This is a genomic window from Mesocryomonas lacus (assembly GCF_055730105.2).
Window position 1 is genome coordinate 1 of sequence record NZ_JBUZWF020000002.1, and the last position, 22,071, is coordinate 22,071.

A 22,071-nucleotide genomic window follows, 5' to 3' on the forward strand; every position below is an offset into this window, starting at 1 on the left:
GGGGGAGATCAGCAGGTTTGAAGCGTCGCCTTACGCCGCGACGAACTCGTTCCACTTGCGGATCATGTAGGCGTCCTCGTCCATGACGGCGTTCCAGCAGGCGACGGCGCCCATGCGGTCTTCGTAGGACCCGCCGTCGCGCTTGGTGCCCTTCAGCGCGATGGTCTCGCCGGACGGGGACTTGATGTCCTCGGCGGCTTCCTTGCCTTCCATCCAGTAGGCCCACTCATAGGGCTGCATGGCGGCCTTGGCGGTGGGAAGTACGCCGGCGTAGTAGCCCTGGCGGTTCAGGAAGGCGCCGGCCCAGCCGGAGAGGAACCAGTTGACGAACTCGTAGGCGGCGTCGAGCTTCGGGCCTTCGAGGGTAGCGGGCAGCGCAAAGCCCGACGCCCAGGCGCGATAGCCTTCCTTCAGTGGCTGGAACACGCAGTCAATGCCCTTGCCGCGCACGGCGGTGACGGCCGGCGACCACATCGACTGGATCACCACCTCGCCGGAGGCCATCAGGTTGACGCTCTCGTTGAAGTCGGACCAGAGGGCGCGGAACTGGCCGGCTTGCTTGGCCTCGATCAGCGTCTCGATCGTCATGTCGATCTCGTCGCGGGTCATGTTGCCCTTGTCGGGATATTTGTACTTGCCGGTGGCCTCGATCACCATCGCGGCGTCCATGATGCCGATCGAGGGGATGTTGAGGATCGACGCCTTGCCCTTGAACTCGGGGTTCAGAAGCTCGGCCCAGCTCTCGATCGGGCGCTTGATGAGGTCGGGGCGGATGCCGAGCGTGTCGGCATTGTAGGTGGTCGGGATCAGCGAGATCCACTGCGTCGGCTCGGCCGAGAACTCCTTCGACTTGTTACCCTGGAGGTAGAGCACCTTCCACGGCGCGGTGCCTTGGTCGCCGATCTTCTTGCCGTTGATCTCGCCCTTGGTGAAGACCGGCGTGATGTTGTCGAATTCCTTGATGCGCTTGGCATCCATGCCCATCAGATTGCCCGACGGCACGAACTTCTTCAGCGAAAAGTATTCGGTGTCGACGATGTCGAAGGTGTTGGGCTGTGTGATGATGCGCTTGGTCACCTCGTCGGTGGTCACCGGCACATATTCGATGGTGATGCCGAGGTCTTCCTTGACCTTGTCGGCGATCTCCTTGGACTGGTTCACCGCCGTGCCGAGATAGCGCAAGGTCTTGGCTTCCTGCGCGCGGGCGCCGGAAACATAGGGGAAGCCGGTGATGCCGCCGATCGCGGAGGCGGCGACGGCTGCGCCGCCGGTCTTCAGCAGGCTGCGGCGGCTGACGAAATTCTTGAACATCTCGGTCATGGCGTTCCTCTCTTGTGGGGTGGAAGTCTTGCGGGTCAGGCGGCGGCGAGGGCGACTTCGTCCCCGCGTGCCCAATGGATGTTGCGGCTGTCGCCGAGCGCTGCCGGCGCCGGGTAGAACTGTTCCTCGGGGATGACGGCGGTGATCTCGCCGCCGTCGGTCGTCGCGAGAACCACGGTCACGGTCGCGCCCTGGTACTCGACACCGCGGACCTCACCGAGGAGGGTGCGGGTCGCCTCGCCGCCGATGCCGAGGCGCACCTTGTCGGCGCGGATGGTCAGCGGCTGGCCCTCCAGGGTGACGACGTTGTGGCCACCCATGAAGCGGGCGACGAAGGCGGTGCGCGGCCGGTGGAAGACGTCCTGCGGCGAGCCGGACTGCTCGATCCGCCCGTCCTTCATGATCACCACGAGGTCGGCGAGCGCCATCGCCTCGTCCTGGCCGTGCGTCACGTGCAGGAAGGAGATGCCGAGCTCGCGCTGCAGCCGCTTCAGCTCGGTGCGCACCCTCAGCCGAAGGAACGGGTCGAGCGCCGACAGCGGCTCGTCGAGAAGGAGGATGCCGGGATCGGTGACGAGGGCCCGGGCGAGCGCCACCCGCTGCTGCTGGCCGCCGGAGAGCTGCGCCGGCATGCGCTTGGCGAACTTGCCGAGATCGACCAGCTCCATCACCGCGCCCGCCTTGGCATAGCGCGCCGCCTTGTCCTGGCCGCGCATCTTCAGCGAGAAGGCGATGTTGTCCTCGACGGTGAGGTGCGGGAACAGCGCGTAGTTCTGGAACATCATCGCCGTGCCGCGCTTCGACGGCGGCAGCTCGGTGATGTTGGCGTTGCCGAGCAGGATGTCGCCGGCGCTGGCGATCTCGTGGCCGGCGATCATGCGCAGCGTCGAGGACTTGCCGCAGCCGGAGGGGCCGAGGAAGCAGCAATAGGTGCCGGCGGGAATGCGCAGGTCGATCCCGTCCACGGCCACGGTCTCGCCGTAGCGCTTGGTCACCTGCACCAGTTCGAGTTTGCCGTCGTCCATGCCCGTTCCCTCAGCCTTCCCGACCTCTATGCATTGGCCGTGCCAGATCGGGCGGTGGCGGTTCGTCCGGCGTTCTTGGCCTCCATTGGCGAACTGAACGACTTCGGCTGGTCGCTTGCCGGGCAGTCGAGCGCGTGGAATCCCATCATTGTGTACAATTATTGTGCACGAATAGGCTTTGCCCTCCGGGGGGCGCTCTGGCATCCTTCATCCGTGCGAAAGCGAGAGGCGGGCGGGCATGGCAAGGGGTGAGCCGGACATTCGGCAGGCGGGCGGCGAGGCCTCATGGCAGCCGGTGCGCGACGGGCTGCACGAGGCGATCATCCGCCACCGCCTCGACCCCGGCGCCAAGCTCGTCGAGGACGAGATCGCCGAGGCTTTCGGCGTCAGCCGCACCATCGTGCGCACGGCGTTGCAGGCGCTGGCGGGCGACGGCATCGTCGTGATCGAGCGCAATAAGGGCGCCAGCGTCGCCCGTCCGCAGCCTGAGGAGGCGCGCGAGATCTTTGAAGTCCGCGCGCTGGTCGAGCCCCGCATCGCCGGCCTGGCGGCGCAGAAGATGACGCCCGCCGACGCCGCCCGGCTGGAAGCCTGCATCGAGGCCGAGCATGCGGCGATCGCCGCCGACGATCCTGGCGAGGCCGTCTACATCTCCGCCGATTTCCACCGCCTGCTCGCGGGCATTGCCGGCCATGGCGTTCTCGCCTCGATCGTCGGCGATCTCCTGTCGCGCTCCTCGCTGGTGGTCGCGCTCTACTGGCGCCGGCCGGAGGCGATGTGCGCGAGCGGCGCCCATCATGCGCTGCTGGAAGCCCTAGTGGAGGGGAACGGCGACAAGGCGGCGTCGCTGATGCGCCAGCATCTGTTCGACCTTCTGGCCGGCCTCGACCTCTCGCCGCGCCCGGCACGTCGCTCCAGCATCGCCGACGCCATCGCCGTGCCCCGCCGCGCCGGCTGAGAGGCCGGCCGTTTGGCACCGCCCTGTCTGGTGCGTTGGCTGTGCAAGATGGAAGCAGTCTGGCGCAATTATATGCATACGTGTAAGCCGTAAAAGTGCATGCACTATGGGCCAGCCTTTGTGCTATCGGCGCAACGGCGTCGCGGTATCGTTGCCAGCACGCTGCGGCCGGCGCTATCTGGTGCGGACCGGACGGGAAAGCGAAATGTCATGCAGCAAGGCGGCGACATCACCAGGGCCTCGGCCGACAAGGTCGGCACGATCTGCCGGGCGATCCGGCGTGCCATCCTCGAGCGGGCGCTCGCCCCGGCCGACAAGCTGCCGGAGGACGCGCTCGGCGAGCGCTTCGGCGTCAGCCGCACCATCGCGCGCCATGCCCTCGGCCAGCTGGCCTCAGAGGGACTGGTGGAGCTCCGCCGCAACCGCATGGCGGTGGTCGCGACGCCCTCCTTCGAAGAGGCGCGCGACGATTTCGACATCCGCATCGAGCTGGAACGGCTGGTGGTCAAGGCCCTGGCCGGACGGCTTACCGCCCGGCAGATCGCCGAGCTGGAAGCGCACGTCTCGGCCGAAGAGGCGGCGCGCGGCGGGCAGGAGGCGAACTCGATCCGGCTCGCGACCGAGTTCCACGTGCTGCTGGCCGAGATGTCGGGGAAGACGGTGCTGATCCGCTATGTCCGCGAGATCGCCTATCGTTCCTGCCTCGCCCTCTCGACCTTCGGGCGCCCGCATTCCTCGGAATGCGCCGTCAACGAACACCGCACGATCATCGAGGCGCTGGCCTCCGGCGACGCCGACCGGGCGATGGCGGCGATGGGCGAGCATCTCGAGCTGGTAGCCGGCCGGGCGCTTCTGACCGCGCCCGAGCCGCGTGGTCGCGACCTGATGGACATCCTGGCGCCCTACGCGGTGGCGGAGGCGGCTTCGCCGAAGCGGCGCGCGGTGAAGTAGGGCGGCAGCGCCTCCGCATGCGAACATTGCGGCCTGCGCCCCCCTCTGGCCTGCCGGCCATCTCCCCCTCAGGTGGGGAGATCGGAAGCTGCGGCGCGGGCTGTAAGCTGATCTCCCCACTGGAGGGGGAGATGCCCGGCAGGGCAAAGGGGGGGGCAAGCTGCCGCTGGTTAGGTCCGCTTGGAGCGCCAAGCTTCAGCGGCGCAGCGACGGCTCCAAGATCCATTCGGCACTGTCGTTCCAGACGTCCATCTTGACGATCATCCCGTCCCGCACGACGAAGCGGTCGACGTAGCGGTTGTGGTCGAACGGCGTGCCGTCCGGCCATTCGCCGTAGAGATAGCCGGTGGAGTAGACCACCGTCTCGCCGTCCCCCGACGCGACGTCGAAGCGCAGCATGCGCTTCTTCACCCAGGCATAGCGGCCGGCATTGACCGAGGTCGGCCCGCGCGGATGGTCGAACTCGCGTCCGCCGGTGAAGGTGATGGTGCAGCCGGGCGCCATGTAGGCGGCCGCTGCATCCGGGTCGGGAATCATCGAGGCCTCGAGGTAGTCGCGGACGATCGTGGCATCGGCCGAGAGGGTGGTTACCGGGGTCGCATCGGGGGTGGAAAGCGCGGACATGGGATTTCCTCTTCACAGCGGGCAAAATCAGTCATACAGTTTGGCCCAGAAAATGCATGCAGATTAAAAGCGCAGTCTGGTCGGGATGTGTGCAAGCCACCCGGGATCCTCTCATGCTAGCGAAGCCCTTCGATCTTGTCCTCCACAACGCCGCGCTCCGCGGCGTCGAGGGCCTGCGCGATGTCGGCGTTGCCGATGGCCGGATCGCCGCGATCGCGCCGACTTTGCCGCCTGGCACCCGCTCGGAGGATCTCGGCGGCCGGCTGGTCATCCCCGGCTTCGTCGACAGCCACATCCATCTCGACAAGTCGTGCCTGCTCTCCTGCTGCGGCACCGGCGACCTCAAGGAGGCCATCCGCACCGTCTCGGCACTGAAAGAGGGCTTTACCGTCGAGGACGTCCGCCAGCGAGCGCAGCGGACGCTGGAGAAGGCGATCCTACAAGGCACGATGCACATGCGCACGCATGTCGAGATCGACCCGCGCATCGGCCTGCGCAGCCTCGAGGCGATCCTCGGCCTGAAGCGCGCCTATGCTTTTGCGATCGACCTCGAGATCTGCGTCTTCCCGCAGGAGGGGATGACCAACGATCCCGGCACTGAGGAATTGCTGGTCGAAGCCTTGCAGCGAGGTGCCGACCTCCTGGGCGGCTGCCCCTATACCGACAGCGATCCGGCGGCGCAGATCGCGCGTCTCTTCGCCATCGCCGTCCGGTTCGACGTCGACCTCGACTTCCACCTCGATTTTGACCTCGACCCAAACGGTAGCCATATCGGCGAGGTCTGCCGCCAGACAGTGGCGCATGGCTGGGGCGGCCGGGTCGCCATCGGCCATGCGACGAAGTTGTCGGCCATGGGGCCCGCGGCTTTCCAGGCGGCGGCCTTGACGCTGGTGGAGGCAGGCGTTGCCGTCACCGCGCTGCCGTCGACCGACCTCTATCTCGGCGGCCGCGACCGCCTCGCCGACAGGCCGCGCGGCATCGCCCCGGTGCATCTCCTCGCCGAAAGGGGCGTCACCGCCTCGCTCGCCACCAACAACGTCCTGAACCCGTTCACGCCTTTCGGCGACGGCTCGCTGCTGCGGATGGCCAATCTCTACGCCAACACGGCGCAGATCGGGCCCGCCGGTTTCGACGCTTGCCTCGACCTCGTCACCACCGATGCCGCCAAGCTGATGCGGATCCCGCATTACGGCATCGCCACCGGCCATCCCGCCGACCTCGTGGTGCTCGATGCGCCCGATGCGGTGCTGGCGCTGGCCGAGATCGTCGCGCCCTTGATGGGCTTCAAGCGCGGCCGCCAGACCTTCGTCCGCCCGCTCGCGCGGCTGTTGAGGCCGGGCGATCCTGTGCCAGCGCCCGAAGAAGCGATGCCGCACCTCTTTGCCGCGGAGACCTGAGCTCCGCCGACCCCTTCCACCCCCGCCGCCAACCCCAACAGGAGACTTCCATGCGCCGCTCCATCCTCCTTGCCGCCACGCTCGCCGCCGCCTTCGCCGGTCCGGCGCTGGCCGAAACCCTCACCGTCGGCGCCAACATCGGCAACGTCCCTTGGGAGTTCCAGGACGAGAAGTCCGAGACCGTCGGTTTCGAGATCGACCTCGTCAAGGAAGTCGCCTCGCGCCTCGGCTATGACGGCGTCGAGTTTTCCAACATCCCGTTCTCCGGCCTGTTCTCGGCCGTGCAGTCTGGCCGCGTCGACGCCGCCGTGTCGTCGATCACCATCACCAAGGAACGCCTGAAGTCGGTCTCCTTCGCCCAGCCCTATTACGACAGCGACCAGTCGCTCTCGACGCTGAAGACGTCCGACGTGAAGGGCACCACGACGTTGAAGGGCAAGACCGTCGGCGTCGACACCGGCTCGACCGGCGACATCTACGCCACCGCCCACCAGGCCGAGTTCGGCATCGCCGAGATCCGCCGCTTCGAGGGCCTCGCGCCCGCCATGCTCGACCTCGGCAATGGCGGCATCGACGGCTACATCTCCGACATTCCGGCGGTCGCCTACTACATCAAGGACAAGCCGCAGTTCGCGGTCGTCGAGCGCATCAAGTCGGGCGAGCAGTACTCCATCATGTTCGCCAAGGACTCGCCGCTGACCGCCAAGGCCTCGACCACCATCACCGCCATGAAGAAGGACGGCTTCATCGCCAAGCTGCACGAGAAGTGGTTCGGCGTGAAGGCCGAGGACACGACCAGCACGGTGGCGGTGGCCGATACGCCGAAGACCACGGACTGATGGGACGGGGCCGGGTGAGTTCATCCGGCCCCGTTAGTTCGATGTTACCGTTTCGGCATGGGTCCCCGGGGCCAAGGCCCCGAGGATGACGACTTCGAAGGATGGCGCCCTTCATCTCAACAGACGATAGCGCCAACCTTTGCGGCCAAAAGGGGAGCGTTACCCCCTCAAGCTCGTCATCCTCGGCCGCAGGCCGGGGACCCATGCCGCGTCTCGTCCTCGCCGCTCCGGTGCCAGCATCCCGATCGCAGCCGGGATGAGGAAGCGGGGGACGAAGAAAAGTACACCTGAACCAACCCGAAAGCCGGCATGAACATCATCACCACCTTCTTCAACGTCGACGTGCTCTGGCGCACCTATCCGCTGCTGCTCGACGGTCTGCTGCGCACGATTTTCCTCGGCGCGCTGTCGATCGTGCTGGGGCTGGCCGGCGGGCTCGCGCTGGTGCTGGTGCGGCTCTATGCGGCAAAGCCGCTGCGGTTTCTTGCGATCGTCTACATCGACGTGTTCCGCGCGCTGCCGGTGCTGGTCTGGCTGGTGATCGTCTATTACGCCTTCCCCTTTGTCGGCATCCGTTTCTCGCCCTTCGTCGCCGCCTGCTTCGCGCTGACCACCGTCTCGGCCGCCTATGCCGCCGAGATCTTCCGGTCGGGCATCGAGGCGGTGCCGCGCGGACAGTTCGAGGCGGCGCGGGCGATCGGCCTGTCGCCCTGGCTGGTGATGGCGAAGGTCGTGCTGCCGCAGGCGATCCGCATCGTCATCCCGCCGCTCACCAACAACTCGATCAACGTCATGAAGGACACCGCGCTCGCCTCGGTCGTCGCCCTGCCGGATCTTCTGAAGCAGGCGACGCAGGCGCAGGCGCTTTCCGCCAATCCGACCCCGCTGATCGGCGCGGCCATCCTCTATCTCCTGCTGCTGCTGCCGCTCGTGCGCCTCGTCTCGCGCTTCGAGCACAAGGGCGACCGCCGCGGCTGAACTCCCTCTCCACGCTCCTGATTTCGGCGCCGATGCGCCCGACAAAGGCACTGCCATGACCCTCGACCTCGACTTCGTCCGCCACCAGTTTCCGGCTCTCTCCAGCGAATGGGCCTATATGGACAATGCCGGCGGCAGCGCCGTCCTGTCCCGCGTCGCCGCCCGCATTTCCGACTATCTCCTGACCACCCACGTGCAGACCGGCGCGAGCTACGGCCCGAGCCAGGAGGCGACGCGGCGCGTCGGCGAAGTGCGCAAATCCTTCGCCACCTTCATGAACGCCGATCCCGGCGAGATCGTCATGGGCCCCTCGACGACGATCCTCATCCGCTTCCTCTCCGAGGCGATGACCGGCAAGCTGCAGCCGGGCGACGAGATCATCCTGACCAACACCGACCACGAGGCGAACATCGGCCCCTGGCTGAAGCACGCCCCGCGCGGCGTCGTCATCAAGTTCTGGAAGTGCGACCCCAAGACCTTCGAGCTCGATCTCGCCGACCTCCAGGCGCTGATTACCGAGAAGACCAAGCTCGTCTGCGTGACGCATGCCTCCAACATTCTCGGTACCATCAACCCGATCCGCGAGATCGCCGACATTGCCCATGCCGCGGGCGCCGAAGTCTGCGTCGATGCCGTCGCCTACGCGCCGCACCGGGCGATCGACGTCCAGGCGCTCGGCTGCGACTACTATATCTTCAGCGTCTACAAGGTGTTCGGGCCGCATTTCGCGGTGATGTTCGGCAAGCGCGACAAGTTGCTCGAGCTCGACAACATCTACCACTACTTCTTCGACAAGAGCCGGGTGCCGCACAAGATCGAGCCCGGCAACATCAACTACGAGCTCGCCTGGGGCTCGATCGGTGCGGTGGAGTATGTCGAGGAACTCGGCGTTCGCGCCGGCGCGTCCCCCGGCCGGGTGGCGATCGAGGCGGGCTTCAATCAGATCGCCGAGCAGGAGCGGGTGCTCACGGCGAAGCTGATGGACTTCCTGCAGAGCCGCAATTCGGTGCGGATCATCGGCCGCGCCTCCTCTGATATCGAGGACCGCGTCTCGACGGTGAGCTTCACCGTCGGCACCGAGAGCTCGAAGCGCATCGTCGAGGCCGTCGACGACGCAAAGGTCGGCATCCGCTACGGCGACTTCTACGCCAAGCGGATCGTCGAGGAGCACGGGCTCGGCGCCACCGACGGCGTCGTGCGCGTCTCGATGGTGCACTACAACACCGTCGAGGAGGTCGACCGGCTGATCGCGGCACTGGAGCCCAGCCTCTGATGCTCGACCTCGTCATCTCCGGCGGCACCGTCGCCACCGCCTCGGACACGTTCATGGCCGACGTCGGCATCAGGGGGGGCGTCATCGTCACCCTCGGTCACGACCTCGGGCCGGCGCGCGAGACCATCGACGCCACCGGCAAGTTCGTGCTGCCGGGCGGTATCGACAGCCATGTGCACCTCGCCCAGCCCTCGGGCGAGGGCATCGTCATGGCCGACGGCTTCGAGAGCGGCACCCGCTCGGCGCTCTACGGCGGCAACACCACGGTGCTGCCGTTCTGCCTGCAGGAGAAGGGCGAGACCCTGCGCGAGGGGCTGAAGCGCTACCACGCGCTGGCGGAAGGCAACTGCTACACCGACGTCTCCTTCCACCTCATCGTCTCCGATCCGACCGAGGCGGTGCTGGGGCAGGAACTGCCGGCGCTGGTCGCCGACGGCTACACCTCGTTCAAGGTGTTCATGACCTATGAGGGCCTGCGCCTGAACGATGCCGAGATTCTGGCCACCATGGACGTCGCCCGCCGCACCGGCGCGCTGGTCATGGTCCACTGCGAGAACGAGGACGCGATCCGCTACCTCATCGGCCGGCACGAGGCGGAGGGCGAGGTGCGCCCGCGCGCGCATGCCACGACCCGGCCCGTCGCGGCCGAGCGCGAGGCGACGCACCGGGCGATGTCACTCGCCGAGATCGTTGACGTGCCGGTGGTCATCGTCCACGTCTCCAACGGCGCGGCGATCGACGAGATCCGAAGGGCTCGGGCGCGGGGCCGCAAGGTGGTGTCGGAAACCTGCCCGCAATACCTGACTCTCACCGCCGCCGACCTCGAGGGCATGGACTGGGAGGGCGCGAAGTTCGTCTGCTCGCCGCCGCCGCGTGATACGGCGGAGCAGGCGGCCTGCTGGAACGGGCTGGAGGACGGCGTCTTCGACCTCTTCTCCTCCGACCATTGCCCGTTCCGCTACGACGACCCCGCGGGCAAGCTGAACCCGAAGGGCGCGAAAAACTTCCGCCACATCCCGAACGGCATTCCGGGCGTCGAGACGCGGCTGCCGATCCTGTTCTCGCAAGGCGTGATGGCCGGCCGCATCGACCTGCCGCGCTTCGTCGCGCTGACCTCGACCAACCATGCGAAACTCTACGGGCTGGAGAAGAAGGGCCGGATCGCCATCGGCTGCGACGCCGACATCGCGGTCTGGGACCCGGCGCTCACCCGCACCATCCGCCATGCCGACCTGCACGACGGCGCCGACTACAGCCCCTATGAGGGGATCGAGATCACCGGCTGGCCGGTGAGCGTGGTGCTGGGTGGCAAGGTGATGCTGCGCGACGGCGTGCTGGAGGGGACGAAGGCCGATGGCGCCTATGTCAGCCGGAGCCTGTCGAGCCTCACCGCGGGCAAGGCTCTCTAGACGGCGGCCGATAGAGCAAGAGGGCAAGAGCTGTCGATCCCGCCAGCGGACGGGTACCTGGGCGGAAGGGTGTCCCGGCGGAATGAAATTCCTGCCGGGACCTGCAAAACAGAAAGTTTAATATCGACTGTTTCAGTAGATTGACTAGTCTCGGGGCCAGAGATCGCGTTTGGCGCGGCACCCTCGCAGGACACTTCCCGTCCGTTTCCCCCGGCCGAAACCCGGCCGCCGAAAGGAGATCCATGTCCCGATCGACGACGCTTCTCGCCGCCCTTGGCCTGTCGCTGGCCTTCGCGATGCCGGTGCTGCCGGCCGCCGCGCAGCAGACCATCCTCAACGTCTCCTACGACCCAACGCGCGAGCTTTACAAGGATTTCAACGCCGCCTTCGCCAAGCATTGGGCGGCCGAGGGGCATGACGCCGTCGCTGTCCGCCAGTCGCATGGCGGGTCGGGCGCTCAGGCGCGCACCGTGATCGACGGCTTGGATGCCGACGTGGTGACCTTGGCGCTGGAGGCGGACATCAACGCCATCGCCGAAAAATCCGGCAAGATCAATGCGGACTGGCGCGGCCGGCTGCCGAACAACAGCGCGCCCTACACCTCGACCATCGTCTTCCTAGTGCGCAAGGACAATCCGAAGGCGATCAAGGACTGGGGCGATCTCGTCAAGGACGGCGTCGAGGTGATCACGCCGAACCCAAAAACCTCCGGCGGCGCCCGCTGGAACTATCTCGCCGCCTGGGCCTGGGCCAACCAGCAGTATGGCGGCGATGCGGCCAAGACCAAGGAGTTCGTCGGCCAGCTCTACGGCCACGTGCCGGTGCTCGACAGCGGCGCCCGCGGCTCGACCACGACGTTTGCCCAGCGCGGCATCGGCGACGTGCTGCTGGCCTGGGAGAACGAGGCCTTCCTGACGCTCGAGGAGCTCGGCGCCGACCAGTTCGAGATCGTCGTGCCGTCGATCTCGATCGTCGCCGAGCCGCCGGTGGCGGTGGTCGACAAGAACGTCGACACCAAGGGGACGCGCGAAGTCGCCGAGGCCTATCTGAACTACCTCTATTCGCCGGAAGGCCAGGCGATTGCCGCGAAGCACTTCTACCGGCCATTCAAGCCGGAACTTGCGGCCAAGGAGGACATTGCGCGCTTCCCGCAGGTGAAGCTCGTCACCGTCGACGATCCGCTGTTCGGCGGCTGGGCCAAGGCGCAGCCTGAGCATTTTGGCGATGGCGGCACGTTCGATCAGATCTACAAGCCGAAGGGCTGAGCCGCGCATGGCGCGGGGCCGGACCCCGCGCTTTCGATGCAAGGGACTGGATTCAATGCGATTCCGGTCCCTTTTTCGTGTCGCGGCCTTGGTCGTCCTGCGCCCGGGCGGCAGGCAAGGTTAAGTTTCGCTAAAACTGAAAACGCAAATTCTCAGTCACTACCAAACCAACGATAAACCAAATATAAGTAGCCAAATACAGAAAAGGCGATTCACTCAAATTGTCGATAGCTAGCAACGAAAGCATTCAAAGAATAGCTGCATAAGTATCCCTGCAAGCAACGAGCACAACGCTCTTGCGGCTCTAACGGGGAAAAATACAATGGTCAGCATCAACAACACCGCCGGTAACTCTGCAGTTCTCGCTTCGCTCCGCCAGATCAACAAGGACATCGCGACGAACCAGACTCGTATCGGCACGGGCCTGAAGATCAATAACTACTCAGACGATGCGGCTCTTTACACCACGGCGCAGAGCATCCGCACGAACGTCAAGACGCAGGAGACCCTGTCGTCCAATATCGGGCTCTCCAAGGCTCGGGCCGATGCTGCCGGGGCCGGTCTCGATAAGATTGCCAACATCCTGACGAAGATCTCGGACATCTCCACGACGACGACCGCCTCTTCCACAGCAGCCGAAGTCTCCATCGCATCCAGCAAGATCACGTCCTACCTGACGCAGATCACGGCTCTTACCGCCTCTTCGGGTTTCCAGGGTACAAACCTCATCAAGGGCAGTGCGACCGAGACGGTAAAGTTGTCGACGGAGACCGGCGCTTCGATCGCTTTCGCCGGCGCCGACCTGGAGACGGGTACCGCCTACGCCGACCTGAAGACGGACGCCCTTGCAGCAACGACCGGTGCCCTAATCGCCGCGCTGTCGACCAAGGTCACCACGGCGCTGGCGGAAGTGGTTGGCCTGCAGGCGAAGGTCTCGTCCTTCTCTGAGATGCTTGGCTCGCAGCTCGACTTCCAGACCACGCTGAAAGGCATCAACGAAGCGGCGCTGAGCTCGATCGTCGACGCCAACCTCGAGGAAGAGTCGGCCAAGTCGACCGCGCTGCAGGTCAAGCAGCAGTTGGCCTACCAGGCCCTCTCGATCGGCAACTCGTCGGCCCAGAACGTCCTCCGCCTCTTCCAGTAAGAGACCGAGCTCCCCCTTAAGCCGCGCGGGCGACCTCGCGTCTCCCCGTCGCGACCAGCACATCGCGGCTTAACCAGGGCCCTCCGGCACATGCCGGGGGGCCTTTCACGCGTTGGGCGGCGCGCCTTACCGGCTGCTGCCCCGCCGCGCCACCCAGCGCTCGAGGCCCGACAGGCCGTCATAGATCAGTACCGCCAGCACCGCGACGATCAGGCCGCCCTGCAGGACGAAAGCAAGGTTGCTGGAGACGAGGCCGGCGATGATGACTTCGCCGAGGGTCTTGGCAGCCACCGTCGAGCCGATGGTGGCGGTGGCAAGGCCGATCACCGCCGAGAGGCGGATGCCGGCAAGGATCGCGGGCAAGGCCAGCGGCAGCTCGACCCGCAGCAACTGCTGCCAGCCGGTCATGCCGGCGCCGCGCGCGGCTTCCCGGATCGTCGGCGGCAGGCCGGTGAGGCCCGACACCGTGTTCTCGAAGATCGGCAGGAGGCCGTAGAGGAACAGTGCGATCAGCGTCGGCTTCTCGCCGAAGCCCACCGCCGGCACGGCCAGCGCCAGCACCGCCACCGGCGGAAAGGTCTGGCCTATGTTGACGATGCTGCGCGACAGCGGCAGGAACTCCGCCCCGATCGGCCGCGTCACCAGGATGCCGAGCGACACCGCGACGAGCGTCGCCGCCGCGGTCGCGAGGAACACCGTCCGGAGATGCGACAGCGTGAGCGCCAGGAGGCTGCCCTGGTTGTAGATTGCCGGCGCGTTGTTGTCGGTGAACGGGCGCAGCAGCGGCGCGAAGGGCTGGGGATCGACGAGAAACGCGATGAGCACGGCCAGCGCCGCCAGCCGCAGCAGCACCGGCCACCAGCGGCTCACGGCGCGGGTCTCGCGGCGTGGCGCACCAGCGCCTCGATCGTCACCCGGCCGATCATCGTCCCTCTAGCGTCTGTCACCGGCAGCGCCGGGCGGCCGGACCAGAGCAGCTCGGCCAGCGCGTCGCGCTGCGAGGCCGCCGCTGCGATCGCCGTGCCTTCCGCCGTCCCGGGCTCGACCAGCGCGCCGACCGTGCCGAGCGACAGCAGGCGGAACGGCCGCTCGGCCGTGCCGATCAGCGTCTCGACGAAAGACGTCGCCGGTCGGGCGAGGATTTCCGCGGGGCTGGCGAACTGGATCAGCCGGCCGGCATCCATCACCGCGATCTTGTCGCCGAGGAGGATCGCCTCCTCCATGTCGTGGGTGACGAGGATGATCGTCGTGCCGAACCGTTTCTGGATGTCGAGGAGATCGATCTGGGCTTTCGCCCGGATCACCGGGTCGAGCGCGCCGAAAGGCTCGTCCATCAACAGGACGTTCGGCTCGGCCGCCAGCGCCCGGGCAACGCCGACGCGCTGGCGCTGGCCGCCGGAGAGCTCGTGCGGGTAGCGGGCCGCAAAGAGGGCGGGCTCGAGCGAGAAGAGCTCGAGGAGTTCGGCGACGCGCTTCTCGGTGCGGGCGCGGTCCCAGCCGAGGAGGGTCGGGACGGTCGCGATGTTCTCGGCCACGGTCCGGTGCGGGAACAGGCCGTCGCCCTGGATGGCGTAACCGATGCGCCGTCGCAGCTCGAAGCCAGGCAGGCTGCGGTTGTCCTCCCCGTCAAGGCGCACCGTCCCCGACGTCGGCTCGACCAGCCGGTTGATCATCCGCATCAGCGTCGTCTTGCCGGAGCCGGAGGTGCCGACGATGACGGCGATGCTGCGCGGCTCGATCACCATCGACACGCTGTCGACAACGGTCGTCTCGCCATAGCGCTTGGTGAGACCGTCGATCTCGATCATGACGCCTTCCTCTGTCCCTGTGCCCCTCGGGGCCGGCTGAGCTCGATGCCGGCGTCGAGGACGACGGCGGCGGCAAAGGCCATCGCCACCGTCGGCAGTGCGCCGAGGAGGACGAGGTCGAGCGCGGTCTGGCCGATGCCCTGGAAGACGAAGACCCCGAGCCCGCCGCCGCCGACGAGGGCGGCGATGGTCGCCATGCCGATGTTCTGGATCAGGACGATGCGGATGCCGGTGAGGATCAGCGGCAGCGCCAGCGGCAGTTCGACGCCGAAAAGCCGCTGCCTGTCGGTCATGCCGACGCCGCGCGCCGCATCGTTGGCGGCGGGCGAGACGCTGGCGAGGCCAACCACGGTGTTCGCCACCACCGGCAGCAGCGAATAGAGGAAGAGCGCAACGAAGGCCGGGGCGCCGCCGATGCCGCGAATGCCGACGGCGGAGGCGCCAGGCACGTTGGCCGCGACCCAGGCGAGCGGCGCGATCAGGATGCCGAACAGCGCGATGGAGGGGATGGTCTGCACCATGTTGAGGACGCCGAGCACCCCCGCCCGCAGCCGCGGCACGCGGTGGCAGAGCACGCCGAGCGGCAAGCCGACGAGCGCGGCGGCGGCGAGCGAGCCGAGCGCCAGCACCGCGTGTCGGCCGATTTCGGTCCAGAAGCTGTCGGCGCGGCTGGTATATTCCTTCATGATCGACAGACCGTCCCACTGGCCGGAGGCGAGCAGTCCCCAGGCCGCGAGGAAAACGCCCGCCAGCATCGCGATGCGCTGCAGCGGCGTCGGTCGCAGGCGCGTGAAGGCGTCGGTCGCCAGCAGCGCGAAGCCGAAGGTCATGACCCAGAAGCCCGATGCCGGCGAGACGCGGGCATAGGGATTGGCGGGCGGCGCGAGATGCCCGGCCGAAACGCCGATCAGGATGGAGATGCTGGCAAGGCCGAAAAGGCTGGCGGCAAGGCGCAGGAGCCCGGGCGTGCGCAGCGCGGCAATCGCGAGCGTCGCCACGATCGCGGCGGCGAAGAAGAAGGCGCCCGCCGCGGGCAAGGCGCCGGCGACGGTTTCGGCCGTGCCGGGGACGATGCGGTTGGCGCGGAAGGTAGCGAACGGCAGAAGTGCGCCCGCCGCGATGATGACGGCGATCGCGACGCCGAGCTTGTCGGGCCGCCAGATGGCTGCCGCCGCCCGTCGGGGGAGGGGCGGCGGCGCGGGCCGCGCTTCAGCGGCCGACGGGATCGACGGGAGGCCTATTTGACGAAGCCGTTCTTGGTCAGGAACTCCTGCGCCACGGCCTTGGCCGGCTCGCCGCCGACCTGCACGCGGCCGTTCAGTTCCTGCAGGGTGACGAGGTCGAGCTTCTCAAACACCGACTTCAGCAGGGTCTCGATCTCCGGATGCTCTTTCAGCACGGCCTCGCGGATGATCGGCGCGGGCTGGTAGACTGGCTGCACGCCCTTGTCGTCGGTCAGCACCACGAGGCCGGACGGGGCGATGCCACCATCGGTGCCGTAGACCATCGCCGCGTTCGCGCCATTGGTCTGGTTGGCGGCGGCCGCGATGGTCGCGGCGGTGTCGCCACCCGACAGCGTGATCAGCTGGTCGGACTTCAGCGTGAAGCCGTAGGCGGTCTGGAAGGCCGGCAAGGCCGCGGCCGAGTTGACGAACTCGGCGGAGGCCGCGAGCTTGGCGGTGCCGCCGCCGGCGACGAACTTGCCGAAGTCGCTGAGGCTTTCAAGCTTGTCGGCGTCCGCCATGTCCTTGCGGACCGCGATCGCCCAGGTGTTGTTCGCCGGCGAGGGCGTCAGCCAGACGATCTTGTTGGCGTCGTAGTCGAGTTTCTTGGCCTCGGCATAGGCCTTGGCCGCATCCTTCCAGGCGGGATCTTCGGCCTTCTCGAAGAAGAACGCCGCGTTGCCGGTATATTCGGGGTAGATGTCGACTTCGCCGGCGATCAGCGCCTGGCGCAGGATCGGCGTGCCGCCGAGCTGAAGCCGATCGGTCGTCGCGATCTTGTTCGCCTCGAGCACGCCGAGAATGATGTTGCCGAGCACGCCGCCCTCGGTATCGATCTTCGAGGATACCACCACCTGCGCGCTCGCCGAGGCGACGAAGAGGCCGGTGGCGATGGCGGCGCCGAGGAGGGTCTTGCCGAAACGCATGCTGCAATCCTTGATGGGGGCTGGCCCTGCCGGGTCCGGCGGTATCGGGCGATCCGCAATGAGGTCAGGACGCCGTCTGGCATTCCCAGAGCGGAATTGGTCCAGCGCCGACGATAGCCAAGCCCCCCGGCGATGCCGAGCAAGGTTTTTCCGTTCACGACGGCGTTTGGAGGCAGGTTTTACGCAAGTCCGGCGCGGGGGACCCAGCAATGGCTGCAACGGCCCGGCGTTCGGTGCGTTGGCTCAAGAAGGCATTGGCGCAAGGGCCCAAAGGAGGTGGACGATCGGTCCTCTTCTCCCGGCCGTCAGCAAAGGCGAAGACAATGCCAATCCCGCGCGGCGATGACGCCTTGCCCGCCGCCTTTTCTCTTGACGCGAAAGTGCCCATGACCGTCCCGCCGATCTCTTCCGAATGGCCGCCGCTCGATCCGAGGAAGGTCGGCCTGCGCTGCCGCTGCCCCCGCTGCGGCCAAGGCGCGCTGTTCGACGGCTTCCTGACCATCGCCCCGCGCTGCGAGGTCTGCGGGCTCGACTACAGCTTCGCCGATCCCGCTGACGGACCGGCCTTCTTCGTCATCTGCTTTGCCTGCATTCCCTCGGTGCTCTTCGCCGTCTGGCTGGAGGTCGCCTTCGACGTGTCGATCTGGGTGCATGTCTTCGTCAGCGTCCCCGTCATCCTCCTCAGCTGCCTCCTGCCGCTGCGGCCGCTGAAGGGATGGCTCGTCGCCAGCCAGTATTTCCACAAGGCGGAGCAAGGGCGGCTGGTGGGGCCGGACGATTGAAGCTGTCGTCCGGCAAGCGGGCGGCAGCCGCATTCCGGCCGTGTGCTGAGCTCGCCGAGAGGCGGGCGGCCTACTTGGTCTCGCCGGGCGAGCGGTTATAGACGTCGTCGCTCCGCACGATGTCGTCCTCGCCGAGATAGCTGCCGATCTGCACCTCGATCAGTTCGAGCGGCACCTTGCCGGGGTTCTCCAGCCGGTGCCACTGCGTCGCCTGGATGTAGAGGCTCTCGTTCTCGCGGGCGAAGCGCACCTCGTCGCCGACGGTCACCTTCGCCGTGCCCTTGACGACGATCCAGTGCTCGGAGCGGTGGTGGTGCATCTGCAGCGAGAGCTGGCTGCCCGGCGTCACGTGCAGCACCTTGACCTGGAAACGCTGCTGCAGCGACAGCGTCTCGAAATAGCCCCAGGGCCGATGCGCGCGCAGGTGCTGCTCGTGCTCGCGCCGCCCGCCAAGCTTCAGGCGCTGGACGATCGCGCCGACCTCCTGCGAGCGGGAGCGGTCGGCGACCAGCAGCGCGTCCGGCGTGTCGACGATGACGAGGTCGCTGACGCCGAGCGTGGCGACGAGCGAGCGCTCCGAATGGATGTAGGTGTTCGCGGTGTCGATCAGCACGGCATCGCTGTGCACCGCATTGCCGTCGGCATCGTGCACCGAGGCATCCCAGAGCGAGGCCCAGGAGCCGACATCGCTCCAGCCGACGCTAAGCGGCACCACGGCGGCCCGGTCGGTGCGCTCCATCACGGCATAGTCGACCGAGACCGAGCGCGCGCGCGCAAAGCTCGCCGTCTCCAGCCGGATGAAGTCGAGATCGCGCACCGCGCCGTCGACCGAGGCCCTGACGGCCGCCGAGATCTCCGGCTCCAGCCGCGCCATTTCCGAGAGGAAGGTGCGCCCGTGCAGCAGGAAGATGCCGCTGTTCCAGGCATAGTCGCCGCTGGCGAGGTAGCCGCGCGCGGTTTCGGCATCCGGCTTCTCGGCGAAGCGGCGGACGTTCGATGCCGTGCCCCCGGCCAGCGCGTCGCCCGACTGGATGTAGCCATAGCCGGTGTTCGGCTCGGTCGGCGTGATGCCGAACAGCACCAGCCGGCCGGTGCGCGCCACCTCGGCCGCCTTGGCGACGCCGGCGGCAAAGCCCGGCACGTCGGCGATCAGGTGATCGGAGGGCATGACGCAGAGGATCGCCTCGGGATCCTCGTCGACGAGCAGCATGGCGGCGGCCGCGATCGCCGGGGCGGTGTTGCGCGCCTCCGGCTCCAGCACCATCATCTTCGGCGTGATGCCGGCCGCGTCGCATTCGGCGCGGACAAGGAAGCGGTGGTCGTTGTTGCAGAGGATCGTCGGTGCCGCGACGCCGGCGGTCGTGCCGAGCCGCTCGAGCGTGGCGCCGAGAAAGCTCGGCCGGTCCTCGAAGAAGCGGATGAACTGCTTGGGATGCATGGCGCGCGACAGCGGCCAGAGCCGCGTGCCGGAGCCGCCGGACAGGATCACCGGGTAGATCGTCATCGCCGTTCCTCGCATCGCGCGCCGCCTGCCGCGACGCTGCGCGACGATTAGCCGAGATCGCCCCCCCGACGCAATTTGCCGCCCGGCTTTTCCGTCGCCGTGGTGCCGGAGAGATGAATCGGCCGCCGTCCTCGATAGTCCGGGAAGGTTCTGCGCGACCGCGCGCCGGACTGCCGATGGGAAGAGCGCACTTAGTCGGCCGGCGGCCGGGAAGATCCGTGGTCCTTCGGCCGTGGAGCCTTCGCCTCACTGGCCCCGTGTTCAGGTTGAGCGGTTTGCTGGCGATGCAATCTGAAATTGCAACCACAGGTGGCCTCTGCTACATCATCTGACATCGCTGGGGCATGATCTGCCGTCGGAAACGACCAAGGCGGAATGACTTTCGGTAAGAGTTTAAACAATCCTGTAGCGTCTTTTGCAGGTACACAGTCCCTGACGCCGAAGTAATAAGAGCAGTTATTTCCGCAAAGACGGCAAGCACTCAGCATTTTTCACGGGTATCCGGCATTTCCTCCTTCCGAGAGAAAAGGCAGATCCATGACGACATCCCGCAGCGGATGAGCTTCGGCATTCAGCCGACCGGATGGACCAATGACGACTTTCCGGAGATCGGCAATGACGTGCCCTATCAGAAAATCCTCGACGAGACCGTCGAAGCGGGGTTCGAGGGCGGCAGCACCGGGCACAACTATCCCGCGCATCTTCCTTCGCTCCTTCAGGCCCTGCGCAGGCGCCATCTGAAGATCGCCAGCATCTGGGCCGGCACGAGCTTCACCACCGGGATCGACGCAGCGGCCGCCATGGCGGCGTTCCAGGCGCAGGTGGCTTTTCTGAAGACGGTGGGGGCGCAGGATGTCGTCGTCGCCGAGCTCGCCGGCGCGGTGAACCAGATCCGGACGGTGCCGGTGCTGACGGGGCGGCCGGTGTTCAACGAGCCGCAGTGGTATCTTCTGACGCGCCTTTTGAACGAGGCCGGCCGGTACGCGCACGAACAGGGCATGCAGCTGAGCTACCACCCGCATGTCGGCACCGGCGTCATGACCTATGCGGAGGCCGGCCGGCTGATGGACGCGACGAACCCGGCCTATGTCGGCCTGTGCCTCGACACCGCGCACCTTCACTATGGCAGCGCGCTCGCGCAGCGGGAGGCCGGGCACGACGCGGCAGATGGCCAGCGGGCGCTGGTCGAGTTCACCCGCCGCTATGCCGGGCGCGTCACCCACGTGCACCTGAAGAACGTGCGCGGCGCGGTTCTGGCGCCGGCGGTGGACCAGGATTTCAGTTTCTACCAGGCGATCCTGCAAGGCATCTTCACGGTGCCCGGTGATCCCGAGGGGAGCCTCGACCTTCGCCCCGTCCTGCAGATCCTGCAGCAGGTCGGCTACCACCGGTGGATGGTCATCGAGGCCGAGCAGGATCCCCCCAAGGCCAATCCGCTGCAGAGCGCCCGCACAGCCCGCGCGTTTCTGCGCCAACATCTGGGGTGGTGAGATGACCGGTGGTGAGATGACCAAAGCCGTCCAGCGCGAGATCTACTTCAGCTTCTTCATGTTCACCGCCGACCTGCGCCCCGGCGACGCCGACTACGCCAAGCTGCTGGTCCGGCACATGAAGGTGCTGGCCGAGATGGGCTATACCGGCTTCGATCTGCACATCGCCGTCGGCGCCGCGGAGCGCGACCATCGCCCCGAGGTCGAGCGCTATGTCCTCCTCAAGAAGACCTTCGACGATGCCGGTCTGAAGGGCCTGAAGTTCACCACGAATGTCGGCACCACGCGCACCTTCGATCCGACTTCTCCCTATGAGGAACAGCGCCGCGAGGCCCTGTCCTATCTGAAGTCGCGGGTCGACATCACGGCCATCCTCGGCGATGGCGACTCGATCATGTCCGGCCCCTTCCTCTATCCCTACGGCGTGTTCCCGCTGACCGACAGCGGGGATCCGATTGTCAGCGACGCGCTGCAGGACTGGATGAAGCCGCGCTACCAGGCGGCCCGGCCGCTGTTCCATGCGCTGACCGAGTATGCGTCCGACAAGGGCGTGAAGCTGGCGATCGAGCCGGTGAAAAGCTGGGAGACGCCGCCGCCGAACATGGTGTCGGAGGCGCTGGATTTCCTCGCCCATGCCGACAGTCCGCGCTGCGGGGTGACGATCGATACGGCCCAGGTGGTGATGGAAAGCCAGGGCCCGGCGATCTTCCGCCAGAACGTCGCCCGTGCCGCCCGCGAGAAGCGGCTGTTCTACGTCCACATCTCGGCCCCGGACCGCGGGGCGGTCAAGGACAGCTGGATCCCCTGGGACGTCATGCTCGGCGAGATCGAGCCGGTCTATTCCGGGCCCTATCTCGTCGAGGTGTTCAACGCGATCCCGCCCTTCGACAGCTCGATGCGGATGGCGCGCCGGCGGTTCTGGCGGCCGGGCGAGGACGTGCCGGAAAAGGGGCGCGACAGCGCCTACGACGTCGCCCGCGCCGGCCTCACCGTGCTGCGGGAGCAGATTGCCACCGTCGGCGCGAGCCACGCCCTGGCGACCGCCGCAACCGCCTGAGCAACTATTCCGGCGGCTGGGCTAAGCCCATCGCCCCAGCCGCGCCTGCCCACACAACCGACGGTGCAACCGGTCCTGCGCCGGCCGCCTTCACGCCG

General features: G+C 67.0%; 20 protein-coding genes. 12 read left to right on the top strand and 8 right to left on the bottom strand.

Annotated features, from left to right (window positions below; genetic code table 11):
• Positions 1–30: 30 nt before the first annotated feature.
• On the bottom strand, positions 31–1,320 hold the full coding sequence (locus ACZLZQ_RS05140; RefSeq protein WP_472934658.1) for an ABC transporter substrate-binding protein: 1,290 nt from the start codon (positions 1,318–1,320) through the stop codon (positions 31–33).
• Positions 1,321–1,355: 35 nt separating this feature from the next.
• Entirely contained in the window at positions 1,356–2,345 is a 990-nt protein-coding gene (locus ACZLZQ_RS05145; protein WP_472948458.1) for an ABC transporter ATP-binding protein, read from the bottom strand.
• Positions 2,346–2,583: 238 nt separating this feature from the next.
• On the opposite strand from ACZLZQ_RS05145, the gene ACZLZQ_RS05150 reads away from it, so the two are divergent.
• Together ACZLZQ_RS05150 and ACZLZQ_RS05155 are read left to right on the top strand one after the other, a co-directional pair.
• Positions 2,584–3,303, top strand: coding sequence for a GntR family transcriptional regulator (locus ACZLZQ_RS05150; protein ID WP_472948459.1), 720 nt, complete (start codon positions 2,584–2,586; stop codon positions 3,301–3,303).
• Between the two features lie 210 nt (positions 3,304–3,513).
• On the top strand, positions 3,514–4,254 hold the full coding sequence (locus ACZLZQ_RS05155) for a GntR family transcriptional regulator (RefSeq protein ID WP_472948460.1): 741 nt from the start codon (positions 3,514–3,516) through the stop codon (positions 4,252–4,254).
• Between the two features lie 195 nt (positions 4,255–4,449).
• On the opposite strand, the gene ACZLZQ_RS05160 is transcribed toward ACZLZQ_RS05155, so the two are convergent.
• Positions 4,450–4,878 carry a nuclear transport factor 2 family protein gene (locus ACZLZQ_RS05160; protein WP_472948461.1) on the bottom strand — a complete coding sequence of 143 codons (429 nt, stop codon included), beginning with the start codon at positions 4,876–4,878 and terminating at the stop codon, positions 4,450–4,452.
• Positions 4,879–4,991: 113 nt separating this feature from the next.
• On the opposite strand from ACZLZQ_RS05160, the gene ACZLZQ_RS05165 reads away from it, so the two are divergent.
• The 7 genes from ACZLZQ_RS05165 (at position 4,992) to ACZLZQ_RS05195 (ending at position 13,183) form a co-directional block, all read left to right on the top strand.
• Positions 4,992–6,275 carry an amidohydrolase family protein gene (locus ACZLZQ_RS05165; protein WP_472948462.1) on the top strand — a complete coding sequence of 428 codons (1,284 nt, stop codon included), beginning with the start codon at positions 4,992–4,994 and terminating at the stop codon, positions 6,273–6,275.
• 50 nt (positions 6,276–6,325) lie between these two features.
• Complete coding sequence (locus ACZLZQ_RS05170) at positions 6,326–7,114, top strand: transporter substrate-binding domain-containing protein (RefSeq protein WP_472934664.1); 789 nt, start codon at positions 6,326–6,328, stop codon at positions 7,112–7,114.
• Positions 7,115–7,423: 309 nt separating this feature from the next.
• Positions 7,424–8,092 carry an amino acid ABC transporter permease gene (locus ACZLZQ_RS05175; RefSeq protein ID WP_472948463.1) on the top strand — a complete coding sequence of 223 codons (669 nt, stop codon included), beginning with the start codon at positions 7,424–7,426 and terminating at the stop codon, positions 8,090–8,092.
• Positions 8,093–8,147: 55 nt separating this feature from the next.
• Entirely contained in the window at positions 8,148–9,365 is a 1,218-nt protein-coding gene (locus ACZLZQ_RS05180; RefSeq protein WP_472948464.1) for a cysteine desulfurase-like protein, read from the top strand.
• Complete coding sequence (gene hydA, locus ACZLZQ_RS05185) at positions 9,365–10,774, top strand: dihydropyrimidinase (protein WP_472948465.1); 1,410 nt, start codon at positions 9,365–9,367, stop codon at positions 10,772–10,774. The genes ACZLZQ_RS05180 and hydA overlap by 1 nt, the downstream gene beginning before the upstream one ends.
• A 242-nt stretch (positions 10,775–11,016) precedes the next feature.
• On the top strand, positions 11,017–12,039 hold the full coding sequence (locus ACZLZQ_RS05190) for a sulfate ABC transporter substrate-binding protein (RefSeq protein ID WP_472948466.1): 1,023 nt from the start codon (positions 11,017–11,019) through the stop codon (positions 12,037–12,039).
• Positions 12,040–12,361: 322 nt separating this feature from the next.
• Positions 12,362–13,183, top strand: coding sequence for a flagellin (locus ACZLZQ_RS05195; RefSeq protein WP_472948467.1), 822 nt, complete (start codon positions 12,362–12,364; stop codon positions 13,181–13,183).
• A gap of 126 nt (positions 13,184–13,309) precedes the next feature.
• On the opposite strand, the gene ACZLZQ_RS05200 is transcribed toward ACZLZQ_RS05195, so the two are convergent.
• Genes ACZLZQ_RS05200 through osmF form a run of 4 tightly spaced genes read right to left on the bottom strand, consistent with a single transcriptional unit; the run spans position 13,310 to position 17,140 of the window.
• On the bottom strand, positions 13,310–14,053 hold the full coding sequence (locus ACZLZQ_RS05200) for an ABC transporter permease (RefSeq protein WP_472948468.1): 744 nt from the start codon (positions 14,051–14,053) through the stop codon (positions 13,310–13,312).
• Entirely contained in the window at positions 14,050–14,991 is a 942-nt protein-coding gene (locus ACZLZQ_RS05205; RefSeq protein ID WP_472948469.1) for an ABC transporter ATP-binding protein, read from the bottom strand. Before ACZLZQ_RS05205 ends, ACZLZQ_RS05200 begins: the two co-directional genes overlap by 4 nt.
• Positions 14,988–16,217 carry an ABC transporter permease gene (locus ACZLZQ_RS05210; RefSeq protein ID WP_472949190.1) on the bottom strand — a complete coding sequence of 410 codons (1,230 nt, stop codon included), beginning with the start codon at positions 16,215–16,217 and terminating at the stop codon, positions 14,988–14,990. Before ACZLZQ_RS05210 ends, ACZLZQ_RS05205 begins: the two co-directional genes overlap by 4 nt.
• A gap of 11 nt (positions 16,218–16,228) precedes the next feature.
• Positions 16,229–17,140: a glycine betaine ABC transporter substrate-binding protein OsmF gene (gene osmF / locus ACZLZQ_RS05215; RefSeq protein ID WP_472948470.1), complete on the bottom strand. Its 912-nt coding sequence runs from the start codon at positions 17,138–17,140 to the stop codon at positions 16,229–16,231.
• 386 nt (positions 17,141–17,526) lie between these two features.
• On the opposite strand from osmF, the gene ACZLZQ_RS05220 reads away from it, so the two are divergent.
• A complete protein-coding gene (locus tag ACZLZQ_RS05220; RefSeq protein WP_472934673.1) occupies positions 17,527–17,922 on the top strand; it encodes a DUF983 domain-containing protein in 396 nt (131 codons plus the stop codon).
• A gap of 70 nt (positions 17,923–17,992) precedes the next feature.
• Here ACZLZQ_RS05220 and ACZLZQ_RS05225 read toward each other — a convergent pair whose 3' ends face one another.
• Entirely contained in the window at positions 17,993–19,426 is a 1,434-nt protein-coding gene (locus tag ACZLZQ_RS05225; RefSeq protein WP_472948471.1) for a mannose-1-phosphate guanylyltransferase/mannose-6-phosphate isomerase, read from the bottom strand.
• 557 nt (positions 19,427–19,983) lie between these two features.
• Between ACZLZQ_RS05225 and ACZLZQ_RS05230 the strand changes: the two genes are divergently transcribed.
• The gene (locus ACZLZQ_RS05230; protein WP_472948472.1) at positions 19,984–20,916 is read left to right on the top strand and encodes a TIM barrel protein; all 933 of its coding nucleotides are present in this window, start codon (positions 19,984–19,986) and stop codon (positions 20,914–20,916) included.
• Between the two features lie 16 nt (positions 20,917–20,932).
• The gene (locus tag ACZLZQ_RS05235; RefSeq protein ID WP_472948473.1) at positions 20,933–21,973 is read left to right on the top strand and encodes a sugar phosphate isomerase/epimerase family protein; all 1,041 of its coding nucleotides are present in this window, start codon (positions 20,933–20,935) and stop codon (positions 21,971–21,973) included.
• The last annotated feature ends 98 nt before the right edge of the window (positions 21,974–22,071 follow it).

Excerpts from the sequence above, each read along its gene's own strand:
- ACZLZQ_RS05170 (WP_472934664.1), top strand. The coding sequence starts at position 6,326 with ATGCGCCGCTCCATCCTCCTTGCCGCCACGCTCGCCGCCGCCTTCGCC.
- ACZLZQ_RS05230 (WP_472948472.1), top strand. The coding sequence starts at position 19,984 with ATGAGCTTCGGCATTCAGCCGACCGGATGGACCAATGACGACTTTCCG.
- osmF (WP_472948470.1), bottom strand. The coding sequence starts at position 17,140 with ATGCGTTTCGGCAAGACCCTCCTCGGCGCCGCCATCGCCACCGGCCTC.
- ACZLZQ_RS05140 (WP_472934658.1), bottom strand. The coding sequence starts at position 1,320 with ATGACCGAGATGTTCAAGAATTTCGTCAGCCGCCGCAGCCTGCTGAAG.
- ACZLZQ_RS05205 (WP_472948469.1), bottom strand. The coding sequence starts at position 14,991 with ATGATCGAGATCGACGGTCTCACCAAGCGCTATGGCGAGACGACCGTT.
- ACZLZQ_RS05225 (WP_472948471.1), bottom strand. The coding sequence starts at position 19,426 with ATGACGATCTACCCGGTGATCCTGTCCGGCGGCTCCGGCACGCGGCTC.
- ACZLZQ_RS05190 (WP_472948466.1), top strand. The coding sequence starts at position 11,017 with ATGTCCCGATCGACGACGCTTCTCGCCGCCCTTGGCCTGTCGCTGGCC.
- ACZLZQ_RS05180 (WP_472948464.1), top strand. The coding sequence starts at position 8,148 with ATGACCCTCGACCTCGACTTCGTCCGCCACCAGTTTCCGGCTCTCTCC.
- hydA (WP_472948465.1), top strand. The coding sequence starts at position 9,365 with ATGCTCGACCTCGTCATCTCCGGCGGCACCGTCGCCACCGCCTCGGAC.
- ACZLZQ_RS05220 (WP_472934673.1), top strand. The coding sequence starts at position 17,527 with ATGACCGTCCCGCCGATCTCTTCCGAATGGCCGCCGCTCGATCCGAGG.
- ACZLZQ_RS05235 (WP_472948473.1), top strand. The coding sequence starts at position 20,933 with ATGACCAAAGCCGTCCAGCGCGAGATCTACTTCAGCTTCTTCATGTTC.
- ACZLZQ_RS05155 (WP_472948460.1), top strand. The coding sequence starts at position 3,514 with ATGCAGCAAGGCGGCGACATCACCAGGGCCTCGGCCGACAAGGTCGGC.
- ACZLZQ_RS05195 (WP_472948467.1), top strand. The coding sequence starts at position 12,362 with ATGGTCAGCATCAACAACACCGCCGGTAACTCTGCAGTTCTCGCTTCG.
- ACZLZQ_RS05165 (WP_472948462.1), top strand. The coding sequence starts at position 4,992 with ATGCTAGCGAAGCCCTTCGATCTTGTCCTCCACAACGCCGCGCTCCGC.
- ACZLZQ_RS05150 (WP_472948459.1), top strand. The coding sequence starts at position 2,584 with ATGGCAAGGGGTGAGCCGGACATTCGGCAGGCGGGCGGCGAGGCCTCA.
- ACZLZQ_RS05145 (WP_472948458.1), bottom strand. The coding sequence starts at position 2,345 with ATGGACGACGGCAAACTCGAACTGGTGCAGGTGACCAAGCGCTACGGC.
- ACZLZQ_RS05175 (WP_472948463.1), top strand. The coding sequence starts at position 7,424 with ATGAACATCATCACCACCTTCTTCAACGTCGACGTGCTCTGGCGCACC.
- ACZLZQ_RS05160 (WP_472948461.1), bottom strand. The coding sequence starts at position 4,878 with ATGTCCGCGCTTTCCACCCCCGATGCGACCCCGGTAACCACCCTCTCG.